General features: G+C 39.8%; 23 protein-coding genes. 22 read left to right on the top strand and 1 reads right to left on the bottom strand.

Going from position 1 to position 25,690, the window contains the following annotated elements; genetic code table 11:
* Positions 1-12: 12 nt before the first annotated feature.
* The 14 genes from PW252_RS04295 to PW252_RS04360 all read left to right on the top strand — a co-directional run bounded on the left by PW252_RS04295 (position 13) and on the right by PW252_RS04360 (position 13,821).
* Positions 13-1,104 carry a DUF3114 domain-containing protein gene (locus tag PW252_RS04295; RefSeq protein WP_248049542.1) on the top strand — a complete coding sequence of 364 codons (1,092 nt, stop codon included), beginning with the start codon at positions 13-15 and terminating at the stop codon, positions 1,102-1,104.
* A 26-nt stretch (positions 1,105-1,130) separates the two neighbouring features.
* The gene (locus tag PW252_RS04300; RefSeq protein WP_044690593.1) at positions 1,131-1,643 is read left to right on the top strand and encodes an adenine phosphoribosyltransferase; all 513 of its coding nucleotides are present in this window, start codon (positions 1,131-1,133) and stop codon (positions 1,641-1,643) included.
* 101 nt (positions 1,644-1,744) lie between these two features.
* A complete protein-coding gene (gene metA / locus PW252_RS04305; protein ID WP_248049544.1) occupies positions 1,745-2,686 on the top strand; it encodes a homoserine O-acetyltransferase MetA in 942 nt (313 codons plus the stop codon).
* 16 nt (positions 2,687-2,702) lie between these two features.
* Positions 2,703-3,377, top strand: coding sequence for a DnaD domain-containing protein (locus tag PW252_RS04310; protein WP_248049546.1), 675 nt, complete (start codon positions 2,703-2,705; stop codon positions 3,375-3,377).
* Position 3,378: 1 nt separating this feature from the next.
* A complete protein-coding gene (locus PW252_RS04315; RefSeq protein ID WP_248049547.1) occupies positions 3,379-4,062 on the top strand; it encodes a tRNA (adenine(22)-N(1))-methyltransferase in 684 nt (227 codons plus the stop codon).
* On the top strand, positions 4,052-4,846 hold the full coding sequence (locus PW252_RS04320) for a Nif3-like dinuclear metal center hexameric protein (RefSeq protein WP_248049548.1): 795 nt from the start codon (positions 4,052-4,054) through the stop codon (positions 4,844-4,846). The genes PW252_RS04315 and PW252_RS04320 overlap by 11 nt, the downstream gene beginning before the upstream one ends.
* Before the next feature lie 103 nt (positions 4,847-4,949).
* Complete coding sequence (locus PW252_RS04325) at positions 4,950-5,774, top strand: ZIP family metal transporter (protein WP_248049549.1); 825 nt, start codon at positions 4,950-4,952, stop codon at positions 5,772-5,774.
* Between the two features lie 105 nt (positions 5,775-5,879).
* On the top strand, positions 5,880-6,749 hold the full coding sequence (gene rfbA, locus PW252_RS04330) for a glucose-1-phosphate thymidylyltransferase RfbA (RefSeq protein WP_024418471.1): 870 nt from the start codon (positions 5,880-5,882) through the stop codon (positions 6,747-6,749).
* Positions 6,749-7,342, top strand: coding sequence for a dTDP-4-dehydrorhamnose 3,5-epimerase family protein (locus PW252_RS04335; protein WP_002937119.1), 594 nt, complete (start codon positions 6,749-6,751; stop codon positions 7,340-7,342). The genes rfbA and PW252_RS04335 overlap by 1 nt, the downstream gene beginning before the upstream one ends.
* A complete protein-coding gene (locus PW252_RS04340; RefSeq protein ID WP_248049550.1) occupies positions 7,342-7,827 on the top strand; it encodes a phosphoribosylanthranilate isomerase in 486 nt (161 codons plus the stop codon). The genes PW252_RS04335 and PW252_RS04340 overlap by 1 nt, the downstream gene beginning before the upstream one ends.
* Before the next feature lie 188 nt (positions 7,828-8,015).
* Positions 8,016-9,062, top strand: a complete 1,047-nt coding sequence (gene rfbB, locus PW252_RS04345) for a dTDP-glucose 4,6-dehydratase (protein WP_002937117.1) — start codon at positions 8,016-8,018, stop codon at positions 9,060-9,062.
* 54 nt (positions 9,063-9,116) lie between these two features.
* Positions 9,117-9,968, top strand: coding sequence for a dTDP-4-dehydrorhamnose reductase (gene rfbD, locus PW252_RS04350; protein ID WP_248049551.1), 852 nt, complete (start codon positions 9,117-9,119; stop codon positions 9,966-9,968).
* 209 nt (positions 9,969-10,177) lie between these two features.
* Entirely contained in the window at positions 10,178-13,264 is a 3,087-nt protein-coding gene (locus PW252_RS04355) for a GBS Bsp-like repeat-containing protein (RefSeq protein WP_316716847.1), read from the top strand.
* Positions 13,237-13,821 carry a glycoside hydrolase family 73 protein gene (locus PW252_RS04360; RefSeq protein WP_316716848.1) on the top strand — a complete coding sequence of 195 codons (585 nt, stop codon included), beginning with the start codon at positions 13,237-13,239 and terminating at the stop codon, positions 13,819-13,821. Before PW252_RS04355 ends, PW252_RS04360 begins: the two co-directional genes overlap by 28 nt.
* Positions 13,822-13,871: 50 nt before the next feature.
* Here PW252_RS04360 and PW252_RS04365 read toward each other — a convergent pair whose 3' ends face one another.
* The gene (locus PW252_RS04365) at positions 13,872-16,424 is read right to left on the bottom strand and encodes an LTA synthase family protein (protein ID WP_248049556.1); all 2,553 of its coding nucleotides are present in this window, start codon (positions 16,422-16,424) and stop codon (positions 13,872-13,874) included.
* 194 nt (positions 16,425-16,618) lie between these two features.
* On the opposite strand from PW252_RS04365, the gene cps2T reads away from it, so the two are divergent.
* The 8 genes from cps2T to PW252_RS04405 are packed head-to-tail and all read left to right on the top strand — an operon-like array spanning position 16,619 to position 25,684.
* Positions 16,619-17,767: a beta 1-4 rhamnosyltransferase Cps2T gene (gene cps2T, locus PW252_RS04370; RefSeq protein ID WP_248049558.1), complete on the top strand. Its 1,149-nt coding sequence runs from the start codon at positions 16,619-16,621 to the stop codon at positions 17,765-17,767.
* Positions 17,764-18,693 (top strand): glycosyltransferase family 2 protein, encoded by a 930-nt coding sequence (locus PW252_RS04375; protein WP_248049560.1) that lies wholly within the window; start codon positions 17,764-17,766, stop codon positions 18,691-18,693. Before cps2T ends, PW252_RS04375 begins: the two co-directional genes overlap by 4 nt.
* Positions 18,694-18,695: 2 nt before the next feature.
* On the top strand, positions 18,696-19,502 hold the full coding sequence (locus tag PW252_RS04380) for an ABC transporter permease (protein ID WP_172029209.1): 807 nt from the start codon (positions 18,696-18,698) through the stop codon (positions 19,500-19,502).
* The gene (locus PW252_RS04385; protein ID WP_172029208.1) at positions 19,502-20,725 is read left to right on the top strand and encodes an ABC transporter ATP-binding protein; all 1,224 of its coding nucleotides are present in this window, start codon (positions 19,502-19,504) and stop codon (positions 20,723-20,725) included. Before PW252_RS04380 ends, PW252_RS04385 begins: the two co-directional genes overlap by 1 nt.
* A gap of 8 nt (positions 20,726-20,733) precedes the next feature.
* Positions 20,734-21,963: a polysaccharide pyruvyl transferase family protein gene (locus tag PW252_RS04390; protein WP_248049562.1), complete on the top strand. Its 1,230-nt coding sequence runs from the start codon at positions 20,734-20,736 to the stop codon at positions 21,961-21,963.
* Between the two features lie 8 nt (positions 21,964-21,971).
* Complete coding sequence (locus tag PW252_RS04395) at positions 21,972-23,219, top strand: rhamnosyltransferase WsaF family glycosyltransferase (RefSeq protein ID WP_398582951.1); 1,248 nt, start codon at positions 21,972-21,974, stop codon at positions 23,217-23,219.
* Positions 23,212-24,189, top strand: coding sequence for a glycosyltransferase family A protein (locus PW252_RS04400; protein WP_248049564.1), 978 nt, complete (start codon positions 23,212-23,214; stop codon positions 24,187-24,189). The genes PW252_RS04395 and PW252_RS04400 overlap by 8 nt, the downstream gene beginning before the upstream one ends.
* Before the next feature lie 7 nt (positions 24,190-24,196).
* Positions 24,197-25,684, top strand: coding sequence for a DUF2142 domain-containing protein (locus PW252_RS04405; RefSeq protein ID WP_248049566.1), 1,488 nt, complete (start codon positions 24,197-24,199; stop codon positions 25,682-25,684).
* Positions 25,685-25,690: the final 6 nt, after the last annotated feature.

A 25,690-nucleotide genomic window follows, 5' to 3' on the forward strand; every position in this document is an offset into this window, starting at 1 on the left:
TTTGGTATCTTTATGTTAATTAAATACATCAATCGCCGGAAAAAAGCCTTGGAAGCCTTGGAAGAAGTTGAACCAGTCCGGCAAGCCTTGACAGTATTGAGGAGCAGAGGGTGGTCCGAGAAGGCGATTTACAAGGCATTTCTTAAAGATTTACTGGAAATGCCAAAAGTAGAAATTCCAGTATCTGTCGAAAACTTCATGGATGAGCTTTCGGTTTTTGCCTCGACCAGTTTTTACAAGTTGTTAAAGGCTGAAAGTTGGTCTATGACCAAAGAAAAAGCACTGAGTTTGCTAGAGCAGATGATGGAGATCTTGGAAGTTCCAGAAGAACTACACCATAGCCACCTGCCTGACTTGCTAGAGAAAATGGACGGTAACTGCCCTCCCCACCATTTTTTCTGGCACTTGTTTGCTGACTTAATTGACAAAGCCTTTCCTGGTCAGGATCTGGCGGAGAATAGTGAACTTGGCAAACAAGTCCATCAATTGCGCTATCTGATTTCCTACCAGCAGGCGACTTGGGTGCGTCAGCACTATGGACAAGGAAAATCAGATTGGCAGGCCTTGGTAGCCTACCTAGCTAGCCTGCCTGGTTGGTCCTATCGTTTGAGGGAATCTGCCCGCCTGCATAATAAGCAATTATTTTCTAGGGATGAGAAGCAAATCCTACCTATCAATCTTAAGGTCTTGATTGGATTTCATAGCGAATTCATCCTGGCACAAGATGGACAATTTACCTTGATACTGGATGTAAAACCATCCACAAACGGCGTGGTCAACGGCGCCTCCTTTAACTATGCCAGAGCCAATAATCGGCGCCATTACCAGTTAGACATGGCTCCGGTTGGTCCGCATGACCCTTCTTTTCGTAAGAAAATGATCAGGTCTAAAGCTGGGACCTACCTATCACCTACTCGTATTTCTAAGCATGAAAGCAAGCTTAATCAGACAGCTTGGGAACAATCCTATTTCAATTCTCAAGGCTATTTTTCCCATAAGGGACATAGCAGAGCTGTACTTGTAGCTAGCTTGGGTAGGCGTTTTGCCAAAGATATAAGATTTGAAATGTACCAAAAACTAATTTCATGGTATAATAAAGAGTAAAACTAAAAATTTAAAGAGAGATGAAAATGAACTTAAAAGATTACATCGCAACCATTCCTGATTATCCAAAAGAAGGTATCGAATTCCGTGACATCAGTCCTTTGATGGCTGATGGCAACGCTTATAGCTATGCCGTACGTGAAATTGTTCAGTACGCGACTGACAAGCAAATCGATATGATTGTTGGTCCAGAGGCGCGTGGTTTCATCGTGGGATGTCCAGTTGCTTTTGAATTGGGTATTGGTTTTGCTCCAGTTCGTAAGCCAGGAAAATTACCACGCGAAGTTATCTCAGCTGACTATGAAAAAGAGTATGGTGTGGATACCTTGACCATGCATGCGGATGCGATTAAGCCAGGTCAACGTGTTCTTATCGTTGACGACTTGTTGGCAACTGGTGGAACTGTCAAAGCGACCATCGAAATGATTGAAAAACTTGGTGGTGTTGTAGCAGGCTGTGCCTTCTTAATCGAGTTGGATGATCTCAAGGGTCGCGAAGCAATCGGTGATTACGACTATAAAGTCTTGATGCATTATTAAGATTGTTATAGCCAAAACTTATAACTGGTACTTATTTTATTCTAATTGAATTGCATAACAACCTGTCTTATAATAAATATAAGAAACTCAGGAGGTTGCTTATGCCGATTAAAATTGAAAAATCATTACCAGCAGTAGATATTTTGAGAGAAGAGAATATTTTTGTCATGGACAGCGTCCGTGCCAGTCACCAGGACATTCGTCCTATCAAGATTTTAATTCTCAATCTCATGCCACAGAAAATTGTGACGGAGACTCAGCTGCTCCGTCTTTTAGCAAATACTCCCTTGCAATTAGAAGTTGAATTTCTATACATGGCAAGTCATGAGTCAAAAAATACTCATTCGGATCACTTGGAGCAATTTTATAAGACATTTGAACAGGTCAAGGATGAGTTTTTTGATGGTTTGATTGTCACAGGGGCACCAGTGGAGAATTTAGCATTTGAAGAAGTAGATTATTGGCAGGAGCTAGTTCAAGTCTTCGAATGGTCTAAGGCCCATGTTTATTCAACCCTACATATTTGTTGGGGGGCGCAGGCTGGTTTATATGCTCGCTATGGCGTGCCAAAACACTCCATGGCAAGAAAATTATCAGGTGTTTATTGTCAAGAGGTAACCTATCCCACTTGTTCTCTGATGCGTGGATTTGATGACGAATTTCGGTCGCCACACTCACGCTACACGGAGGTCAAGGAAGAGGATATTGCCCATCTAGATGACTTGTTGATTTTGTCACAGGGCAAGGATGTGGGATTGTCAATTTTAGCTAGCAAGGACTTGAGAGAAGTCTATAGTTTTGGGCATCTGGAATATGACAGAGATACATTAGCCAAAGAATACCAGCGGGATTGCTTGGCAGGCAAAAATCCCCATGTCCCAGAAAATTACTTCAAGGAAGATGATCCTACAAGTAGACCATCCTTGTCCTGGAACCTGCCAGCAGCCCAATTCTTTACTAACTGGGTCAACTATGCTGTCTATCAGGAAACACCTTATGATTGGAAAACCTTTGAGCAATCAGCCCTTTCAGCAAGTCTTTAGTCTATAAAGAGGAAATATGAACTATTCACAGCAATTTCGGCAGGGACAACTGGTCCTTCCTGCAGCGATTTTATTTCATTATCAGGAGCTTTTTCCATCAGCAGATGATTTTTTGGTCTGGCAATTTTTCTTTTATCAAAATACATCGCCGCTAGAAGCCTTGGCTCCTAGTGAGATTGCTCAGGCAATCGGCAGGACTGTTGCCCAGGTCAACCAGTCTATTGAAAATTTGCAAGAAGCTGGCCTATTGGACTTTAAGACCATCAGCATTGCTGGTGAAATTGAAATGATTTTCGATGCCTTTCCAGCCTTAGAAAAGTTAGATGAATTACTAGCTCCTAAAGAAGTAGTCCAATTCCTTCCAGCTGAAAATGACTTGAAAACTATGGTCGGTGAATTTGAACGGGAGTTGGGGCGCCTCTTGTCGCCTTATGAAATTGAGGACTTGCAGAAGACAATCGAAGACGATAAGACTTCTGTTGACTTGGTTCGGGCCGCCTTAAAAGAAGCTGTTTTTAACAATAAAACCAATTGGAAATACATCCAGGCTATTTTACGCAACTGGCGTCGGGAAGGCATCACAAGTGTCGCTCAGGTAGAAGCTAAAAATGCAGAAAGAGAAGGTCAACAAGCTAAAAATGTGACAGTTTCAAGTGACTTTTTGGATGCCATGTGGATGTGGAAAGATTAAAATGGAAACAAGATTATCAAAAAGACTGGCAACAGTCGCAGACTATGTGCCCCAAGGGGCTAGACTAGCAGATGTAGGGAGTGACCATGCTTATCTCCCTCTTTTTTTGGTGGAACAGGGCAGAATTGAATTTGCGGTCGCTGGTGAGGTGGTTCAAGGCCCCTATCAGTCAGCTCTTCAAAATGTGGAGCAGGCTGGGCAGTCTGACAAAATTTCAGTTCGCTTGGCAAATGGTCTGGCAGCAGTGGAGCTGGCTGACCAAGTAAGCACCGTAACTATTGCAGGAATGGGTGGTCGCTTAATTGCAGAAATCTTGGAAGCTGGAAAAGACAAGCTTGCTTCGGTTGAGCGATTGGTCTTACAGCCCAACAACCGTGAAGATGATGTCCGTCGTTGGCTGGTCGCCCATGATTTTCAGATTATTGCAGAGGAAATCTTGGAAGAGAATGACAAGATTTATGAAATCTTGGTGGCGGAGAAAGGCAAGTCAGATTTAACTACTGACCAGTTGCGGTTTGGCCCTTATTTGCTGGAAGACCAGTCTACAACTTTCCAGAAGAAGTGGCTCAAGGAACTGGACAAGCTGACCTACGCTTTGGAGCAAGTGCCTCTTGAACGCCAAGCTGACCGCTCTGCTATTTCCCAAAAAATCCAACAAATTCAGGAGGTGCTTCATGTTAGCTAGTAAAGTGATCGAGCGTTATCAGGCTTTTTGTCCGCCATCTCTGGCTATGGAGGGTGATGTCAAGGGCTTGCAAATCGGCACGCTCAAGAAGGATATCCGTCGAGTAATGGTGGCTTTGGACATTCGTGAAACGACGGTGGCAGAGGCCATTGACAAGCAGGTGGATTTGATTATCGTCAAGCACGCTCCGATTTTCCGTCCAATCAAGGATTTGGTGGCAGACAATCCACAAACTAAAATGTATCTGGATCTGGTTAAGCACGATATTGCAGTCTATGTCAGTCATACAGATATTGATGTGGTTGAGGGTGGTCTCAACGACTGGTTCTGTGAGCTTCTGGACATTCAGGATACTAGCTATCTGATTGAAACTGCTGAGGGGCAGGGGCTCGGTCGTGTGGGGACAATAGCAGAGCAGACCTTGGAGGAATTGGCTTTGAAAGTTAAGGATGTCTTTGGTCTAGATGCTGTCCGTCTGGTGACTTATGGTCATCAAGCTCAGCAGTATGTCAGCCGTGTGGCTATCTGTGGAGGTAGTGGGGGTTCTTATTATCATGAGGCCCTTGCTAAGGGGGCAGATGTTTACATCACAGGCGATATTTACTACCACACGGGGCAGGATATGTTGACACAAGGTTTGCTAGCCATTGACCCTGGACACCATATCGAAGCCTTGTTTATCAAGAAAATTGCAGATTTACTGGAAACGTGGAAGGCAGAAGAAGGTTGGGACGTGGAAATCCTTCCATCGACCGTATCAACCAACCCATTCAGACACCTATAAAAGTCACGGAAGCGTGGCTTTTTTATTCGTTTCTTGATTTTATAGACCAGTTAAGGTATCCTAATACATATAATATGCATGAGTAAAGAGAAGGAGTTTTGAAATGGCTTGGTTTACAGAACAGTCTGTGGTGTTACAGGCTTTGCTTGGTGGTTTATTTACATGGTTTTGTACCATTCTTGGTTCAGCCATAGTATTTTTCTTTAAGACGGTTAGTCGGCGCTTGCTGGATACCATGCTTGGTTTTGCAGCAGGTGTTATGATCGCGGCTTCTTTCTGGTCCTTGCTGGCTCCGTCTATTGAATATGCAGAGGCCTCCTATGGCAGTCTAGCCTGGATTCCTGCGGCAGTTGGCTTTGCTGTTGGCGGTATTTTCTTGCGCTTGGTCGATGCTTGGGTTCCTCATTTGCACTTGGGGCGTGACAAAGAGCAGGCAGAAGGTGGAGATGAGAAGAACAGAAAAAATCTGTCTAAGACAGCTTTGCTATTTTTAGCCATCACCATCCACAATATTCCAGAAGGTTTAGCAGTCGGTGTGACCTTTGGTGCCTTGGCTTCTAATTACAGCCCGGCAGCGTTTGTGGGAGCACTGGGACTTGCTATCGGTATTGGTTTGCAAAACATTCCAGAGGGAGCGGCCTTGGCTATTCCCATTCGGACGGATGGCGCTTCACGCTGGAAAGCCTTTTATTGGGGCTCCATGTCAGCCATTGTAGAACCGATTGCAGCTCTGCTTGGTGCGGAGGCGGTGACTTATATGACACCAATTTTGCCCTATGCATTATCATTTGCTGCGGGGGCTATGGTTTTCGTTGTGGTAGAAGAGTTGATACCTGAATCTCAAACAAACGGCAATACAGATATTGCAACACTTGGCCTCATGGCAGGTTTTATCATTATGATGGTCTTGGATGTAGCCCTAGGTTGATGAATAGGTAAAGGAAGTCTGATGTTCAGGCTTTTTTCTCATGCAAATATCTTTGAAAATATGGTATAATGAACTGATTATTAAAATGTGGGAAGGTACTCGTATATGAAAGGTATTATTCTGGCAGGTGGGTCTGGTACTCGCCTTTATCCACTAACTCGTGCAGCTTCCAAGCAGTTGATGCCAATTTATGACAAACCAATGATTTACTATCCCTTGTCAACACTTATGCTGGCAGGTATCAAGGATATTTTGATTATCTCAACACCTCAAGATTTGCCTCGTTTTAAAGATATGTTGGGCGATGGTTCGGAATTGGGGATCTCTCTGTCTTACGCTGAACAACCAAGTCCAGACGGTTTGGCACAAGCCTTCATCATCGGTGAAGAATTTATAGGTGATGACAATGTAGCCTTGATTTTGGGCGACAACATCTACCACGGAAATGGTTTGACCAAGATGTTGCAACGTGCAGCCAGCAAAGAAAAAGGTGCGACAGTATTTGGTTATCAAGTTAAAGACCCAGAACGTTTTGGTGTTGTGGAGTTTGACGCAGACATGAATGCGATCTCTATCGAAGAAAAACCAGAGGTGCCAAAATCAAACTTTGCAGTTACTGGTCTTTATTTCTATGACAATGATGTTGTCGAAATTGCTAAAAATATCAAACCTTCTCCACGCGGTGAGTTGGAAATCACAGATGTCAACAAGGCCTACCTAGATCGTGGTGACTTGTCTGTTGAGCTTATGGGGCGTGGTTTTGCCTGGTTGGATACAGGTACGCATGAAAGCCTACTAGAAGCGGCCCAGTACATCGAAACCGTTCAGCGCTTGCAGAATGTTCAAGTGGCTAACTTGGAAGAAATTGCCTATCGCATGGGCTACATTACAAAAGAACAAGTGCATGAATTGGCACAGCCACTTAAGAAAAATGAATACGGACAATATTTGCTCCGTTTGATTGGAGAAGCTTAATGACAGAAAACTTTTTCGGTAAAACACTAGCCGCTCGCCCAGTCGAGGCCATTCCAGGAATGCTGGAGTTTGACATTCCAGTACATGGTGACAACCGTGGCTGGTTTAAGGAGAACTTCCAAAAGGAAAAAATGTTGCCTCTCGGCTTCCCTGAAAGCTTCTTCGCAGAAGGAAAATTGCAAAATAATGTTTCCTTCTCCCGCAAAAATGTTCTCCGTGGTCTTCACGCAGAGCCTTGGGATAAATACATTTCAGTAGCAGACGGCGGTAAGGTTTTGGGAACTTGGGTCGATCTTCGTGAAGGAGAGACCTTCGGTAATACCTACCAAACTGTTATCGATGCCTCAAAAGGTATCTTCGTTCCTCGTGGCGTAGCCAATGGTTTTCAAGTTTTGTCAGACTTCGTGGCTTACAGTTACTTGGTCAACGACTACTGGGCTTTGGAACTCAAGCCTAAGTATGCTTTCGTCAACTACGCTGACCCTAGCCTCGATATCCAGTGGGAAAATCTAGAAGAAGCAGAAGTTTCAGAAGCAGATAAAAATCACCCACTCCTCAAAGACGTCAAGCCTTTGAGAAAAGAGGACCTCTAATGTTTCAAGCCTTTTTGGAAATAGCAGAGCAGTTAAACAAGTTAGGGATTACTCCCTTGTTAATGGGCTCAGTTGGCTTGGAAAGGCGAACAGGTAGGGACTGGCAGGCAGGAGATTTAGATATTCATGTTCCTAGTGATCCACGTGGCTGGGAAGCTCCAGACGACGAACGGATTTATCAGGCGGATGCCTTGATTTCTATGATGAACCAACTAGGCTATGTCCTGGTTGACCGTCATGAACATGAATTTCATAAAGACGGCTTATCTGTTGAATTTGGAGGCCTACATTCACTGCCTGAATTTGCTGGTGTAGAGCTAGAAGATTTGGAAGAACTAGAAACAGCAGGTGTTCGCTATTACCTACCGACACTTGAACAATACCTGAAAATCTACCAAGCCTCTTCAAAAGATTCCTACCGTGCAGAAAATAACAATCAAAAAGACTTTACCAAGATTGCTTACTTGAAAGAAATCTTGAAGTAAAGAAAGCGAGCATAGCGAGCTGCTCCGTGTGTCATCGCCGTAGTGATAAGCTCCTTTGCTTTGCTAAGGAGCGGAGGAACCCATGAGACCGTTGGCTCATGGGTTAGTAATGAAACGCTTTGGTGGTTGCTTACGCCCCCACTACTTAAGATGACACACAAAAAAGAAAAAACTTTTCGGAGAAAAAAATGTCTCAATTTAAAAATATTATCGTAACTGGTGGCGCTGGTTTCATCGGTTCAAACTTTGTACACTATGTATATAACAATCATCCAGACGTTCACGTAACTGTTTTGGATAAACTTACTTATGCAGGAAACAAGGCGAATTTGGAAGCTATTCTTGGTGATCGTGTTGAGCTTGTTGTTGGCGACATTGCAGATGCTGAATTGGTTGACAAATTAGCAGCTAAGGCAGACGCCATCGTTCACTATGCGGCAGAAAGCCACAACGACAACTCTCTCAACGATCCAAGCCCATTTATTCATACCAACTTTATCGGTACCTATACTCTTCTTGAAGCGGCTCGTAAATACGACATCCGTTTCCACCATGTATCAACAGATGAAGTGTACGGTGACCTTCCTTTGCGTGAAGATTTGCCAGGTCATGGCGAAGGTCCAGGGGAGAAATTTACTGCGGAAACCAACTACAACCCTTCATCACCTTACTCATCAACCAAGGCTGCATCCGACTTGATTGTCAAAGCATGGGTACGTTCATTTGGTGTCAAAGCAACGATTTCAAACTGTTCAAACAACTACGGTCCTTACCAACACATCGAGAAATTTATCCCACGCCAAATCACCAATATCTTGGCAGGTATTAAGCCAAAACTTTACGGTGAAGGCAAGAATGTTCGTGACTGGATCCATACCAACGACCACTCAACTGGTGTTTGGGCAATCTTGACAAAAGGCCGTATGGGTGAAACTTACCTGATCGGTGCTGACGGTGAGAAGAACAATAAGGAAGTTCTTGAATTGATTCTTGAAAAAATGGGTCAACCAAAAGATGCTTACGACCACGTGACTGACCGTGCAGGACACGATTTGCGCTATGCTATTGACGCAAGCAAACTTCGTGATGAACTTGGCTGGACACCACAATTTACAGATTTCTCTCAAGGTTTGGAAGAAACTATCCAGTGGTATACAGATAACCAAGACTGGTGGAAGGCTGAAAAAGAAGCTGTTGAAGCTAATTACGCGAAAACGCAAGAAGTTATTAAATAAGACAATTGAAGGCTGGGGCTTTGGTCCAAGCCTTTCTTGAAATAAGGAGCAAATATGATTTTAATTACAGGTGCAAATGGTCAGTTGGGAACTGAGTTACGTTACCTCTTGGATGAGCGTGGTGTCGAGTATGTTGCTGCTGACGTAGCAGAAATGGACATCACAGATGCAGAAAAGGTAGATGCCTTCTTTGCAGAGGTCAAGCCAAGCGTTGTTTACCACTGTGCAGCCTACACAGCGGTTGATATGGCGGAAGATGAAGGCAAAGAACTCAACTACAAAATTAACGTAACAGGCTCTGAGAATGTTGCCAAGGCTGCAGCCAAATACGGTGCGACCCTTGTCTATATCTCAACTGACTATGTATTCAACGGTGAGTTGCCAGTCGGTCAAGAGTGGCAAGTAGATGACCAACCAGATCCTCAATCTGAATACGGTCGTACCAAGCGTTTGGGTGAGGAAGCAGTTGAGAAATTTGCTGACAAATTCTACACTGTTCGTACAGCCTGGGTCTTTGGTAATTATGGCAAAAACTTTGTCTTTACTATGCAAAACCTTGCGGAAACTCGGGATACCTTGACAGTTGTCAACGACCAACATGGTCGCCCAACTTGGACCCGTACCCTTGCGGAATTTATGGTACACTTGGTTGAAACTAGTCAAGAATTTGGCTATTATCATTTGTCAAACGATGCGGCAGAAGATACAACCTGGTTTGACTTTGCGACGGAAATCCTCAAGGATACCAACACCAAAGTATTGCCAGTGGATTCTAGCCAATTCCCAGCCAAGGCTAAGCGTCCATTCAACTCAACTATGAATTTGGATAAGGCAAAGGCGACAGGTTTTGATATCCCAACTTGGCAAGAAGCCTTGGAAGCATTTTATAAGCAGGGGAAATGCTAATTTTTCTTCATTCTACTGGTCAAAATTTTGTATAATAACTTTTCATCAAAAAAGAAATATGCTATAATTAAAATTGTATAATTATAGAAGGTGGGTGGTAGTTTTCTATACCAATATTGAACAGTATGCTTTGCAAATGTATTTGCGAGCATACTAGAATACTCAAGAAACTTTTCGAGGTGAGAAGTTTCTTAGAAAAGGAGGAATTAGTGAAAAAGATAATTGTATTCCTTTCACTTTGCACATTGGTCTTAAGTAGTCAAGTTGTTCATGCTGATGCTGAAAATGTAACGCCTCAGAATGCTATTGCGGAAGTTGTAGCCAATTCTAGCGGACAGCCATCAGTCGAGCAAGAAAATAGTTACTCGACTACTTTGGAGAATGTAACAGAGGAAAACGAATCAGGTTCAGCACAGCTTAACTCGACTAGCTCTACAGTTGCAAGTTCATCATCTTCCATTGATTTACAAGTGGAGGAAGAGGTAAGGAGTATTTCAGAGGAAGCTGATAGTTCTAATAATGCTAGCACATCCAATCTTTCGGACCTATCCGCTGGCACTAGTACATCCAGTGTTTCTGATCAATCCACTGACACTAGCACGTCCAGTGTTTCTGATCAATCCACTGATATTAGCACGTCCAATCTTTCGGAAAGCTCTACTGATGAAATCAGTACGTCCAGTTTTACGGCGTCTTCTACTGAAGCTAGTATTCCAAATCCGTCCACTAGAGCAAGTACTAAATCTGTAATTTCTAGTGTAACTGAAACAAGTTCAACAACTTCATCGACACAGGTTGGAACCAGTTTACGTTCGATGCCAAGAACAACTAGTCTTTCAGGCAATCTTTCAATTTCGAATGTCAATGCCCAATCAGGTAGCTTTGATGTCCATGTTACTAATGTATCAGCTCCCCGAAGTTTGAGCAAGGTCTTGGTTCCTACTTGGACGGAAAGCAATGGACAAGATGACATCATTTACCATACTGCAGATCGTCAATCAGACGGAAGTTACAAAGTAACGGTTCCTAATAGCAAGCATAAGTATGGCACAGGTAAGTACCATATTCACTTGTATTATCGCGGTACGGATGGCAGTATGACCTATGTTGCTCAAACGACCACTACTTTACCAGAATTAAAGACAAGTGGTAATGTTTCGGTTTCGAATGTCAATGCCCAGTCAGGTAGCTTTGATGTCCATGTTACTAATGTATCAGCCCCACGAGGTTTGAGCAAGGTCTTGGTTCCTACTTGGACGGAAAGCAATGGACAAGATGACATCATTTACCATACTGCAGATCGTCAATCAGACGGAAGTTACAAAGTAACGGTTCCTAATAGCAAGCATAAGTATGGCACAGGTAAGTACCATATTCACTTGTATTATCGCGGTACGGATGGCAGTATGACCTATGTTGCTCAAACGACCACTACTTTACCAGAATTAAAGACAAGTGGTAATGTTTCGGTTTCGAATGTCAATGCCCAGTCAGGTAGCTTTGATGTCCATGTTACTAATGTATCAGCCCCTCGTGGTTTAAGTAAGGTTTTGGTTCCTACTTGGACGGAAAGCAATGGACAAGATGACATCATTTACCATACTGCAGATCGTCAATCAGACGGAAGTTACAAAGTAACGGTTCCTAATAGCAAGCATAAGTATGGCACAGGTAAGTACCATATTCACTTGTATTATCGCGGTACGGATGGCAGTATGACCTATGTTGCTCAAACGACCACTACTTTACCAGAATTAAAGACAAGTGGTAATGTTTCGGTTTCGAATGTCAATGCCCAATCAGGTAGCTTTGATGTCCATGTTACTAATGTATCAGCCCCCCGAGGTTTGAGCAAGGTCTTGGTTCCTACTTGGACGGAAAGCAATGGACAAGATGACATCATTTACCATACTGCAGATCGTCAATCAGATGGAAGTTACAAAGTAACGGTTCCTAATAGCAAGCATAAGTATGGCACAGGTAAGTACCATATTCACTTGTATTATCGCGGTACGGATGGCAGTATGACCTATGTTGCTCAAACGACCACTACTTTACCAGAATTAAAGACAAGTGGTAATGTTTCGGTTTCGAATGTCAATGCCCAATCAGGTAGCTTTGATGTCCATGTTACTAATGTATCAGCCCCACGAGGTTTGAGCAAGGTCTTGGTTCCTACTTGGACGGAAAGCAATGGACAAGATGATATCATTTACCATACTGCAGATCGTCAATCAGACGGAAGTTATAAAGTTACTGTTCCAAAGAGTAAGCATAAGTATGGCACAGGTAAGTACCATATTCACTTGTATTATCGCGGTACGGATGGCAGTATGACCTATGTTGCTCAAACGACCACTAATCTACCACAATCATCAGCTAAGGGGACAATTTCAGCTGAATTAGTTGATGCAACAAAGGGAACATTTTCTGTATCTGTTTCTAATATTGTTGGTGCGGAGCCTATCAAAGATGTAGAGGTAGCAGTTTGGTCAGAAAAGAATTATCAAGATGATTTGAAATCTTATAGTGCAAATCGTAAAAGTGATGGAACATACCATGTAGAGGTAGCCAAAGGACTACATAGAAATGATACAGGTACGTACCACATAGAAGTGTATTATCGATATGCAAATACTAGAGATTTAATCGGCTCTACGACAGTAGATGTTCCATCAACACGTTCCTATACAGTTTATATTGACCCAGGTCATGGTGGTAGGGATTCGGGTGCTTCTTATGGGGGAATCCATGAGAAGAATTTAGCTATGTCTGTTTCAAATAAATTACGTGATAACCTTTTAGCACGTGGTATAAATGTATTGATGACTCGTACAGGCGATACAGATGTTGACTTCCGAACCGAACGTTCTCGTATGGCTAACGAAAGCAATGCGGACTTGTTTGTGAGTATACACTTTAATGCGACGGGTATTGGTGTACAATCGACAGTAAAAGGAATTGAGACCTACTGGTATCAGTATGATCCTGAGTATCAGCCGAAAATCAATCAAGATAAACACAATGATCCAACACGCTTAGCTGAAAGCGAAATCTTAGCTGTAAAAGTTCAATCGAACTTAATCAAGGAAACAGGTGCGACTGACCGAGGTGTCAGAAGAGAAACCTTTGCAGTACTGAGAGAAACGGCCATTCCAGCGATTTTAGTAGAACTTGGTTTTATGGATAATCCATCTGAACTGGCTGTCATTAAGGAAGAGAAGTACCATGTTAAACTTGCTAAGGCTTTGACGCAAGGAATTATGGATTGGTATGGTGCTGTTGGGGGAAAGTAATTAACTCTGGACAATCATTCCAAAAGGCATATTCTAATGAAGAAACGAGCCGACTGGTTTCTACCAAAGCTATTGCGGCTCAAATGAATGATGTTCAGAAGTCGTTCGTAGAAGCGTTGAAACCAGCTGTTGTTTCAGTATCTAAGAAGACAGGTATTGTACCAAGTATTATTTTAGCGCAAGCTATTTTAGAAAGTGCTTGGGGAACCTCGAAACTAGCAAAAGAAGCCAATAATTTATTTGGAATAAAGGTTGGACAAAACTGGCAAGGCGAAACTTTTGAGGTTGAAACACGAGAATTTCGTAATGGTACTTCTGTGACTGAAAAAGCAAGTTTTAGATCCTATAAATCAGTAGCTGATAGTGTGACGGATTATGGTAATTTTTTTACATCAACTCCGTGGAGAACAAAAAATTATCAGGAATTTCGAACAGCGACTAATTATGTAGATGCAGCAAATGCTCTGCAAAAGTCTGGATATGCTACTGACCCTCAGTATAGTGAAAAAATAAAATCAGTTATTGAACGTTATGCACTAAATAAATTGGATTCTTAGTTTTTATTATAGAAAGAACTCTTGCTACAAAGTAGCAAGAGTTCTTTCTGTTATTCAAAAAATTCTAGTTTTGTCTGTTTATCAATAGCATTATTATATTCTAATTGGAGGTAGGTTTGGTAAATAGGCAGTTCCTCAATATTATCAATAGCTTTTCCAGTGGTATCTAGATTACCCCAGCTTGTTAGGATAGGCATTGACTTTTGTGCTTCATCCAAAAACTGGTGGTAGCCTGTCCGAGGTAATGGATACTTAGATTCAGCTAGTATGGACATTAAATAAGGGACTAAATAGTTAGGACTGATAGTTGTATTTTCCTTTTTAGGGATATCGAAGTTTGCCCAAATAACAAATGGAGTTGTATATTTGGCGGATGGACTATTTGTATCCATAAATTGAGTGTAGAACTCTTGACTTAAAGTTGGCTGATGATCACCATACATAATAATGACAGTTGGTTCTTTATATGTACTGAAAAAAGAAATGAGATCCGCGAAAGCTTCGTCGGTATGTTTCATGCTTGTTAGGAATTCGGTTTCAGCTAAATAATCTGACGTAGAACCATTGATACTAACTTCCCTAGTGTAAGAGCTTTCGCTAGTTAAATAACCACCGTGTCCTTGCATTGTTACAACGAAGCTAAAGAGAGGGTTACTTCCTTTTTGAGAATAAAGTTTTTTCAAGTTATTAAATAAAAATTGATCAGATGGCCAATTTCTTTCAGTTGTTAAAGTTGAAAGAGTGTCTATACCAGGTTCTGAATCTAGGAAGTAGGACTTGTTGAAACCTAGAAGTGGATATACGGTTTTACGATTATAGTTATTCCCGGATTGAGGGTGCATAGCCACAGTATCATATTGCTGATTTTGAAGATAGGTTGCAAAAGAAGGGCGTTCTTGATTGATAATCTGTTGATATGGAAATAGATTGGATGACAACAAACTAATGGGATTGCTTGTTAGAACCTCGTATTCAGTATTTGCAGTACCTCCTCCATAAACAGATACATTTAAAGTACCATGGATAGCATTGTCCTTCAGAGCATGTTGGTTTGCTAATGGATTAGGCTGTAGGTTAATGCCCTTTAGCTTAGAAAAATCAGCTTGTGATTCATTTTGGATGAAAATAATATTTGGTTGGGCTTCTTGATTTACAATTTCAGTCGGATATTTTTCAAAAATGCTGCCTAGTGTTGAAGTGGTATAACCTTTTGGTTTTGATATTTTACTATCTTCATAGAAAGAAGCGAGCGAGAGTGGTAAGCCGTATTCACCGTATGTGACATACATTTTCCAATAATTTAAATCAATGCTTACTTTATTGACTACTGCTCGATTGATAAATGGTATGAGTGTGAAAATGGCTAAGTATCCTATCAACAAATGAATGCAACGCTTTGTCCATTTCATGTGATAGACTTTTTTTGAGTTAGGGAATGGAACAAGTGTTTGTATATTGGATTTTGGCAGGCAGCTGTAGTAGGTAATTAGGATAAAACAGAAGATTATGCTTTGTAACATCCGATTATTAAAAGTAATGGCTACGCTAGATGCAATATTTAAGCCGTCTTCTAATTGGAAAATATTATAAAAGAGTAGTGGGGTTCCGCGACTTTCAATCATCATTTGATTGCTAATTCCCAACAAGATAGAACTCACAAGGATGAGTATACTAGCAAGTCGCAAATTAAATATGAACGATAATAAAATATAGAATAGTCCAATAATCAATGCATTATAGACGATATTTTCTTGTGAAAGTGTGGAAAATTGACTGTAGCTATTTTCGATAAGAAATAGAGAAAGTAGCGGGAGTGAGGTAAATGACAGGATGTTGGTAATAAACTTAGAAAAACGGATAAGCTTAAAGTGAACTTGCTGATAACCTAGAAAACTAGCGAAAATGAGAGTGGTGAGTGAAAACAGTAGCGATTGTAGTTCACTTTGATTAAAACTAGAGTTGAACAAAACGAGCTCATTCCGATAGAATAGTGGATAAATGAATTCAATAATGAAATATTGACTTGCTAATAAGAGGGTTAGAGATAAAAGTTTCCATTTTCTAATTTTCCACAGACTATTCCTTGTAATAAATAGGAATAGTCCACATGCCAGAATTAGCAGCTGTAAGTACCAGAGGAAATTTTGGTTACTAAACTGTATTTTGGTAGGTAGGGAGATGAAAACCAAGTTTTTATGTTTATCACCTTTGGAAGTATTTATTGTTCGGACTAATTCATTATCTACATAAATGCGAATATATTTATCCTTCTCACCTACCCTGTATTCAAAGCTAATGGACTTTACAGGAATTGATAAATCGAACTCCATAACATTATTCTTGGTTTGCGATATATAAAAAGTATCGACTACATTTTGTGTGACAATATACCATTCGTTTTTGACGACGGATTCGCTAGAAATGTATTTTCCGTTCAATTGAATACTATCAATGTATTGCTGAGTTTCATTTGCTTCAATACGAACCTTACCACTATTTTTGGAAACACCTAATTCTTTTTGGATGATATTGGTATAGTTAATGAATAGAATGCACAGGCAAAGTGTCAAGGAAATAGATATAAGCTTCTTTAGTAATTTCATTTTTATTTGTATTATTCTAATAGTTAGTTATTTCTTGGTAAAAACCAGTATACATTATATCAAATTTTTCTCATTAACTCAAAATTTCTCAATGACTTGTTTGAGGAAGAACTCACACCAAGTCAGGTTGTCTATAGGAAAAAAAATGAAAAAATGGTATAATGAAAAGAACTGCAATTTGATGGAGAGGATACATGAAACACATTTTTATCATCGGTAGTCGTGGTTTACCTGCCCAGTACGGAGGTTTTGAAACCTTTGTCGAGCAACTGGTTTCCAACCAAGTAAGCCCCAATATCCGCTACCATGTGGCCTGTCTATCTGACAGCAGTCACCATCAGCATTCAGAATATAAGGGAGCCGATTGTTTCACTATCAATCCTCCCAAACTAGGTCCGGCTCGCGTCATTGCCTACGACATGATGGCCATTTCCTATGCGCTAGAACTGGTGAAAGCTCAACAGATGGAGCGACCTATTTTCTATATTTTGGGAAATACCATAGGTGGCTTTATTGGTCCCTTTGCTAAGAAGATTCACTCTGTAGGCGGGACCTTATTTGTCAATCCTGACGGTCTAGAATGGAAGCGGACAAAGTGGTCCAAACCAGTTCAATCCTATCTCAAGTATGCTGAAAAAATCATGGCAAAACATGCAGATTTGCTGATTGCCGATAATGAAGGCATTGAAGACTACATTCAGACTGCCTATCCAGGTACTCAGACACGATTCATCGCTTACGGAACGGATTTAAGTCCGACAGACTATCAAGCGGATAGCCAAGCTGTTTTAGATTTTTTTGGACAATGGAACTTGACTGAAAAGGGCTATTATTTGATTATCGGTCGTTTTGTTCCTGAAAATAATTATCTGACAGCTATCAAGGAATTCATGGCTAGTTCGACTGAGCGTGATTTGGTCATCGTTGCCAATCATGAGGGTTCTGCTTATTTCCAAAAGCTTGAAGAGGAAACAGATTTTTCACGGGATAAACGGATTAAATTTGTCGGAACTGTCTATGATAGTAATCTGCTCAAGTATCTTCGCAATCAATGCCGTGCCTATATTCATGGACATGAAGTAGGAGGCACGAACCCTAGCCTGCTCGAGGCTTTGGCTCAGACCAACGAAAATCTCGTTCTAGGTGTTGATTTTAACCAGAAAGTAGCCCTGAATGGCGCTCGTTACTGGTCTAAGGAGCAGGGTAATCTGTCTGAACTGATTGACAGGATTGATGGACAAGCAGAAGCAGAGGAACTTGGACGGATTGCCAAAGAGCACATGAGTACTGCTTATACTTGGGAAAAGATAGTCCAAGAATACGAGGAATTATTTTTACAATGAAAGTAAACATACTGATGTCAACCTATAATGGTCAACAGTTCTTGGCTGAGCAAATTCGCTCTATCCAAGAGCAGACTTTTTCGGATTGGACATTATTGATTCGAGATGATGGTTCCAGTGACCAAACGAAGGACCTGCTACAAGATTTTGCAAGACAGGACAGTCGTATCCGCCTGATAGATGTTGAGGAACAAAACAATCTTGGAGTGATAAAAAGTTTTCATCGCCTGGTTCAGTATGAGAAGGCTGATTATTATTTTTTCAGCGATCAGGATGATGTCTGGTTGCCTGACAAGCTGGAAGTAAGTTTGCAGGAAGCCCGATTATATCCGACTGACCAGCCTCTGATGGTCTATATGGATTTGACCGTCGTCAATCAAGACCTCCAAGTCATGACAGAGAGCATGATCCGTTCCCAATCTCACCATGCTAATACCCAATTAGTACAGGAACTGACTGAGAATACGGTGACTGGTGGTGTTGCCATGATCAACCATACCCTAGCAGAGCTGTGGTCTGAAACAGAAGACATTTTGATGCATGACTGGTATTTAGCTTTGTTGGCCTCGGCTTTGGGTAAACTGGTTTTTATTGACAAGCCTGGAGAACTCTATCGCCAGCATGCGGATAATGTTTTGGGGGCCAGAACCCTCTCTAAACGATTTAAAAAATGGATTCGTCCCCATATTTTATTCAAAGTTTATTGGGACTTGATTAAAAACAGTCAAAAACAAGCCAGCTTTTTGCTTGATAAACCGTTATCGCCAGCTCATAGGGAGCTTGTTGAAGCCTTTGTGACCATCATGGATAAACCTATGCTAGAACGATATCAGACTTTGAAGAAATATGGCTTGAGAAAAAACAAGGCTTTTCACACCTTTGTGTTTACAACACTGATTGTGACAAAATTTGCTTATAAGGAATAGTTATGAATTTATTAAATAAAGAAAACCAAATTCTCTTAAGAGAAATGGTCAAAACTGATTTTAAATTACGCTACCAAGGGTCTATCATTGGACACCTCTGGTCAATTTTAAAACCATTTATGATGTTTACAATCATGTATTTGGTTTTTGTGCGGTTTCTAAAATTTGATGATGGAACCCCCCATTATGCTGTAAGTTTATTACTTGGAATGGTGACTTGGAACTTTTTTACAGAAGCTACAAATATGGGGATGCTTTCCATTGCAGCGCGCGGTGACTTATTGCGTAAAATTAGCTTTCCTAAAGAAATTATAGTTATTTCATCAATTATTGGTGCGGCAATCAACTATGGAATAAATATTGCAGTAGTTATGCTTTTCGCCATTATCAATGGTGTACAGCTTGATTTTGGTGTGTTGATGTTATTGCCAGCATTTGTAGAGTTAATTACTTTGGCAACGGGACTGGCATTCATTTTGTCTAGCTTTTTTGTAAAATATCGTGATATGGGACCGATTTGGGAAGTAGTCTTGCAAGCAGGGATGTACTCGACACCAATTATTTACTCCATCACCTATATCATACAAAGAGGGCATACTGGGGTAGCCAAGATTATGATGATGAATCCTATTGCTCAAGTTGTACAAGATCTTCGACATCACATTGTCTTTGATGGGGCGACTATTTCATGGGATATTTATGACAATAAATGGATGGTAGCTATTCCATATCTCATATCTATTGTAGTATTTATTATTGGATTTACAATCTTTAAAAAGAATTCTAAGAAATTTGCGGAGATTCTATAATGTCAAACAAAGAAATTGCATTGAAAGTTGAGTCAGTAAGCAAGACTTTTAAACTACCAACCGAATCAACTCAAAGTTTGAGAACGACATTGGTAAACTATTTTAGAGGAATCAAAGGCTATAAAGAGCAGCAGGTGCTGAAAGATATATCTTTTGAAGTAGAAAAAGGGGATTTTTTTGGAATTGTTGGTAGAAATGGTTCAGGGAAATCTACACTGTTGAAGATTATTTCACAAATCTATGTTCCTGAAAAAGGAAAAGTAAGCGTAAATGGTACACTTGTTCCCTTTATAGAACTAGGAGTTGGTTTCAATCCGGAGCTAACAGGGAGAGAGAATATTTATTTGAACGGAGCCCTTCTTGGTTTTACACGGTCAGAAATTGACGCCATGTATGATGACATCGTAGAGTTTGCTGAACTTGAAGAATTCATGGATCAGAAACTAAAGAATTATTCGAGTGGTATGCAGGTACGTTTGGCTTTTTCAATTGCTATTAAGGCAGAAGGTGACATCTTGGTACTTGATGAAGTCTTGGCTGTAGGGGATGAAGCTTTTCAGAGAAAATGTTTTGAGTATTTTGCTAGTCTAAAAAAACAAAAGAAAACAGTTATTTTAGTCACTCATGATATGGCATCTGTGCAACGTTTTTGTACAAAGGCCATGATGATTGATTCGGGAGAAATTTCTATCATTGGCGATCCAAATATGGTTGCTGGAAAATATACCTTACGTAATGTAGAGCACCGAACCGATAGTAAGAAAGTTGAAGGAGAAACTGTAGAAAAAGGTGAAAAGCGGAAAAATAGTATTGATGTTTTATCAATTCGAACCAAAAATTCGAGCAAAGCAACCGATACTTTTTATCTAACGGATGATATTTTGGTCGAGGTGAAATATAAAGTAAATAAGCCTTTAACCTTTACTATAGGAACTTCTTTTAGAGATTACGGTGATAATCTGGTTGCAGGAATAGGAAGTATAGCAGATATGGCTCTTCTGAATAAAGAAGAAGGTGAATATCTAGCTGAGTGCAGAATTCCAGCATCACAATTTATCAAGGGTGAATATTCTGTAAATGTTTCATTTTGGAGTGATACACGTGAACTTCTTGGATATGAAGATATCACAATGGAAGGAAATCCGCCTAAGATAAATATTGTGGAAGCAAATGTTGCTCGCAGTGGTCAATTTAATGCTCAAGGCACTTGGAGTGAAATTTAGGAGATAGTATGGAATATAAGTTCGCACTATTAAATTATTCAACAGAGAATATTGGTGATGAAGTTCAAAGCATCGCCGCTAGACGTTTCCTACCACGCATTGATGAGTATGTTGATAGGGATAAGTTGGCGGAGTGGGAACCAAATCAACCAACAAAGTTAATTATGAATGGTTGGTATAATAGAGATCCGAAGGGATGGCCACCTAAGAATAGTGACCTTTTAAAACCGCTTCTGACTTCTATACATGTTAGTGTGAAGGATGATGCGGTTAGAGAGGCATTTGAAACGACTGAAAGTTTAGATTTTCTTAAAAAAAATGGTCCTGTTGGGGCGCGTGATGAACAAACGCTAGAGTTTTTCAAGCAACAGGGATTAGAAACCTATTTTTCCGGATGTGTCACTTTAACTTTGCAACGTGATCCGGACATTAAGAAACAAGACTTCATTTTAGCTGTAGATGTTCCTAAAGATGTCGTTAAAAAAATGCGAGAATCAACTAAACGTGAAGTCATTGAATTATCGGTATACCATTACCCATTTTTAGAAAATGAGGAACGTTTTAAAGTGGCGGAGTACATGCTAGCTCTTTACCAATCAGCCCATGCAGTTGTAACGACAAGGTTGCATTGCTTTATGCCATCATTAGCATTTGAAACACCAGTTCTTCTAATCAAGGATTCAGAAAAATATGAACCTGCACGTTATGGTGGTTTAGATACTTTGCCACATAGTTTGACTGATAAAGAATATATTGAACATCCTGAGAAGTATCCACTTGATAACCCTCTTCCAAATCCTACAGAATATCAAACTATTCGTGAGGAAATGATAGAACGGATACAGGGGTTTACAGGTTATTCAAATAATGCAACTTTTCGAACATTACCATTGAGTGAGTTTCCACTAAGTATTTCGGCTATTCGTATTTTCGCATTTACTTGGTCATCCACCTTTAAGAAAGCTTTATTAGAAGGTGATGTTGCTTGGGATGAGGAAAGAATAGCAGATTTTGAACGGATAGTAGCTGAGCAGGCAGAAGAAATTTCAATTTTGAATACTACGAAACAGGAGTTGCATCAGGATATTAAATCTTTGAATAATGAGATTGTTAGCAAAAACATTGAAATTGACTATCTTACAAATGAAATTAAAAAAATAGAAAACTCACTTTCATGGAAATTAACCAAGCCTCTTAGAGAAATGAAGAGTGTATTGAAAAAAATTATAAAAAGATAGGTGAAAATATGAACATTTTCGGAAAAGTCTTTAGGACATATAAGAATGAAGGCTTGCGCGCTGTTAGTCGAAAAGTTTATCAACAGTTAACCTCAACTGGACAGAATATCCAAGTTGGAGTAAGCGTACCTTCAAAAATTGATATGAATACTCTGCCACAAATGCCACAATTTGTCGATCTAGCTACTGCAGACTATATCAATTATCCATATATCAAACCAGAAAAGTTAGATAAAGAATTTCTAAATATTGCTTGGGTATCTCCTCCAGTTGGACCAGGCGGAGGTGGGCATACGACTATTTCACGTTTTGTAAAATATTTACAAAGTCAAGGACATCATATAACATTTTATATCTATCATAACAATACAATTCCTCAATCAGCCAAAGAAGCACAAGATATTTTTTCGCGTTCTTATGGTATTGATGTTGATGTTGAAGAGTTAGAGGATTTTAAAAATCAAGACCTTGTGTTTGCAACAAGTTGGGAAACTGCTTATGCAGTCTTCAATCTTCAAGGGGAACGCCTTCATAAGTTTTACTTTGTTCAAGATTTTGAACCAGTTTTCTTTGGTGTAGGGTCGCGTTATATGTTGGCTGAAGCAACCTATAAATTTGGTTTTTATGGTATTACCGCTGGAAAATGGCTTGTAAATAAAGTTGGACAATATGGGATGCAATCTGACTACTTTGATTTTGGTGCGGATATTGATATTTATAAGCCAAAATCCCCTATCGTTAAAAAGAAGAAAATTGCCTTTTATGCTCGTGCCCATACGGAGCGTAGGGGATTTGAAATCGGAGTAATGGCTTTAAAGATTTTTAAAGAACGTCATCCGGAATACGAAATCGAATTCTTTGGTCAAGATATGTCTAATTATGATATTCCTTTTGAATTCGTTGACCGCGGTATTTTAAATAAGGCGCAATTAGCAGAGGTTTATCACGAAAGTGTAGCTTGTCTTGTCCTCTCTTTAACAAATGTTTCATTATTACCATTGGAACTTTTGGTGGCTGGTTGTGTACCAGTCATGAATGATGGGGATAATAATCGTATGGTACTTGGTGAAATTGATGATATTCTCTATACAGAAGCCTATCCTGTGGCCCTAGCGGAAAAACTTTGCCAGGCTGTTGAGCGTTCCGATATCAATGAACATGCTAAAGAAATGAGCGATAAATATACGGGGCTATCTTGGGAAGAGAGTTATAAAAAAGTTGAAATGATTATTCGTCGAGAGGTTTTGAATGGCTGATCAATTGAAAGCGACAGTATTTATTCCAGTTTATAACGGGGAACGGGACCATTTAGAAGAAACCTTATCTGCTTTATACCGTCAAGTCACAGATTTTAAGTGGGATGTTTTAATAACAGATTCAGGTTCTTCTGATAATTCGGTTGCAATTATCAATTATTTTTCTGAAAAATACGGTAATCTCCGTCTTCTTCATTTATCAAAGGAAGAATTTTCGCATGGGAAAACTCGTCAAATGGCTGCTGAGATTAGTCAAGGTGAAATAATGGTCTATCTTACTCAAGATGCAGTTCCTCATAATGAGCAGTGGTTAGCGGAAATGGTAAGACCCTTTGCGATGCACTCGGATATCGTGGCCGTATTAGGAAATCAAAAACCACGTCATTACTGTTTTCCAGCCATGAAGTACGATATTCTAGCGGTATTTAATGAACAGGGCGTATCTGATTCATTGACTTTCTGGCAGAGATTAGATGAGAGCCAAAGAGGAAAATATACGAAAGAATCTTTTTATAGTGATGTGTGTTCTGCTGCCCCACGTCGATTTCTAACTGAAAAAATTGGTTATCGCCCTGTAGCTTATTCAGAAGATTATGAATACGGGAAGGACATATTAGATGCAGGCTATATCAAGGTTTATAATGCAAAAGCAATTGTTGAGCATTCAAACGATGTGCGACTATCGGAGTATAGACGACGAATTTTCGATGAAACATATAATGTTCGTTTGAATAGTGGTATAACAAATAATGTTTCTATTTTCTCGGTTATTACAAATGTATTCAAAGCAAGTTTGAAAGATAGTGTAAAAATTATTTCTGATAAAGATTATAATTGGAAAAGAAGAATGTATTGGCTTTTGGTTAATCCTCTCTTTCATATTGAAAAATGGCGAGGTATTCGTCTGGCGAATCGTGTTGATTTAAACCAGGATATTTCGCAATATTCTTTAGAAAAGAAGAAAGGGTAGGAGTGGTATGCAAATACAAAAAATAGTGATGGAGAAATTTCGTAATATCTTCATTGGAATTTTCTTAGTCTTTTTCGCACAACTTACTTTGCCAATTCTATTTGAGTGGAAAATTAATTTGAATTTTTGGTACATTGTAATTGCTATTGTTCTCTATTTTTTATTAGTAGATTTCAAAAATCCTGAAAAAATAGCTCGAAATGCTTTTCTTCTCATTTTGTCTTTTGGAACAGTTATTGCTTTGATTCGACCAGTTCAATATGCTTTGGATGAAGAATCCCATTTAGAAAATGCAATTGGGATTTCTGACAGTTTTCTATTTGAATACAGTGATGAAACAATTTCTGATTATGATTCTGTCTTTTTACATGACGGTATTCGTAATCAAGCAAACTTCAAGGGAGATGATTACTGGTATAATGTAGAGCATCAACCGAGCAAAATTGCAGGTGTTCCGAAATCTTTTGATAATCCTTCTTTTTTACCAGGGGCAATAGGCTGGAATATTGGTCGTTTGGTGTCAAATAAGGTTTATATCTCGTACTACATAGGGAGAATAGTCCATGTATTAGCCTATGCGCTATTAGTGTTCCTCTCTATTAAGATTAGTAAAGTATACCAAAAAATGCTTTATTTAATGGGGACATTACCATCTGCTCTTTATGTGGTTTCTGGCTACCACTATGATTATTTATATTATGGCGCTTCACTTATTTTGGTTGCTTTGCTTACGAATGTTTTGGCTCGAAAAGAAAAAATTACCTCTAAGTTTGTTGTCAAATTTCAAAGTTTAGTGCTTTTATTCGTTTTTTCTAAGTTTCCTTTTGTTCTGTTAGGAACCTTATTAACCTTCTTACCAAAAGAATACTTTGCCTCTAAGAAAGCAAGGATACTAGGAGTAGTATCGTTCTTTCCAGTCATTCTATTTGCTGTAATTTATTCAGGGATCTTAAACATATTTAATTTTTCTGGTTCTGTGACGGGAGAGAGTCCTGGATTAGGTTACTTTTTGAAACATCCATTGCCAATTATTAGAACTATGCTTAGCGCACCAGAGGCAATTTTAGAGAACTTTATTCGACGTCCTCTTCAATATATTAGTCATGATTCGGGGCTACTATTTACAGCTACAACACTAATTGTGTTATCGGTACTATTTGTACTTATTCTTTGTACACGCATTACAGTACCTAAGATATGGGGAACATATACAGTGTTGCTTATGTTAGGGATTACCTTTTTGATGGTATATGCAATTACAGGAGATCCTCGTGTATATAATCCTGGCAATATTTCTGTCGGTGGAGTGCAAGGAAGATACTATTATTTTATGATCTGTCTAATCCCATTGTTTTTGGGAAATTGGTTGAACTCTTTTATACCGATTATCCAACCAAGTGAGGAAGTGGATCGTAAATTGACGATTGCTATTCAATATCTTTTGTCTTTTTTAGTAATCTTTACAGTAAGTGTTGGGTTCTATACTCAAATTTAACAAGGT

The sequence above is a fragment of the Streptococcus sp. 29887 genome, assembly GCF_032595075.1.
GTDB classification, from domain to species: Bacteria; Bacillota; Bacilli; order Lactobacillales; family Streptococcaceae; genus Streptococcus; species Streptococcus iners.

What these genes read in the sequence shown, in the direction of transcription:
- PW252_RS04295 (WP_248049542.1), top strand. Translation starts at nt 13, where the DNA reads ATGTTAATTAAATACATCAATCGCCGGAAAAAAGCCTTGGAAGCCTTG.
- PW252_RS04300 (WP_044690593.1), top strand. Translation starts at nt 1,131, where the DNA reads ATGAACTTAAAAGATTACATCGCAACCATTCCTGATTATCCAAAAGAA.
- metA (WP_248049544.1), top strand. Translation starts at nt 1,745, where the DNA reads ATGCCGATTAAAATTGAAAAATCATTACCAGCAGTAGATATTTTGAGA.
- PW252_RS04310 (WP_248049546.1), top strand. Translation starts at nt 2,703, where the DNA reads ATGAACTATTCACAGCAATTTCGGCAGGGACAACTGGTCCTTCCTGCA.
- PW252_RS04315 (WP_248049547.1), top strand. Translation starts at nt 3,379, where the DNA reads ATGGAAACAAGATTATCAAAAAGACTGGCAACAGTCGCAGACTATGTG.
- PW252_RS04320 (WP_248049548.1), top strand. Translation starts at nt 4,052, where the DNA reads ATGTTAGCTAGTAAAGTGATCGAGCGTTATCAGGCTTTTTGTCCGCCA.
- PW252_RS04325 (WP_248049549.1), top strand. Translation starts at nt 4,950, where the DNA reads ATGGCTTGGTTTACAGAACAGTCTGTGGTGTTACAGGCTTTGCTTGGT.
- rfbA (WP_024418471.1), top strand. Translation starts at nt 5,880, where the DNA reads ATGAAAGGTATTATTCTGGCAGGTGGGTCTGGTACTCGCCTTTATCCA.
- PW252_RS04335 (WP_002937119.1), top strand. Translation starts at nt 6,749, where the DNA reads ATGACAGAAAACTTTTTCGGTAAAACACTAGCCGCTCGCCCAGTCGAG.
- PW252_RS04340 (WP_248049550.1), top strand. Translation starts at nt 7,342, where the DNA reads ATGTTTCAAGCCTTTTTGGAAATAGCAGAGCAGTTAAACAAGTTAGGG.
- rfbB (WP_002937117.1), top strand. Translation starts at nt 8,016, where the DNA reads ATGTCTCAATTTAAAAATATTATCGTAACTGGTGGCGCTGGTTTCATC.
- rfbD (WP_248049551.1), top strand. Translation starts at nt 9,117, where the DNA reads ATGATTTTAATTACAGGTGCAAATGGTCAGTTGGGAACTGAGTTACGT.
- PW252_RS04365 (WP_248049556.1), bottom strand. Translation starts at nt 16,424, where the DNA reads ATGAAATTACTAAAGAAGCTTATATCTATTTCCTTGACACTTTGCCTG.
- cps2T (WP_248049558.1), top strand. Translation starts at nt 16,619, where the DNA reads ATGAAACACATTTTTATCATCGGTAGTCGTGGTTTACCTGCCCAGTAC.
- PW252_RS04375 (WP_248049560.1), top strand. Translation starts at nt 17,764, where the DNA reads ATGAAAGTAAACATACTGATGTCAACCTATAATGGTCAACAGTTCTTG.
- PW252_RS04380 (WP_172029209.1), top strand. Translation starts at nt 18,696, where the DNA reads ATGAATTTATTAAATAAAGAAAACCAAATTCTCTTAAGAGAAATGGTC.
- PW252_RS04385 (WP_172029208.1), top strand. Translation starts at nt 19,502, where the DNA reads ATGTCAAACAAAGAAATTGCATTGAAAGTTGAGTCAGTAAGCAAGACT.
- PW252_RS04390 (WP_248049562.1), top strand. Translation starts at nt 20,734, where the DNA reads ATGGAATATAAGTTCGCACTATTAAATTATTCAACAGAGAATATTGGT.
- PW252_RS04395 (WP_398582951.1), top strand. Translation starts at nt 21,972, where the DNA reads ATGAACATTTTCGGAAAAGTCTTTAGGACATATAAGAATGAAGGCTTG.
- PW252_RS04400 (WP_248049564.1), top strand. Translation starts at nt 23,212, where the DNA reads ATGGCTGATCAATTGAAAGCGACAGTATTTATTCCAGTTTATAACGGG.
- PW252_RS04405 (WP_248049566.1), top strand. Translation starts at nt 24,197, where the DNA reads ATGCAAATACAAAAAATAGTGATGGAGAAATTTCGTAATATCTTCATT.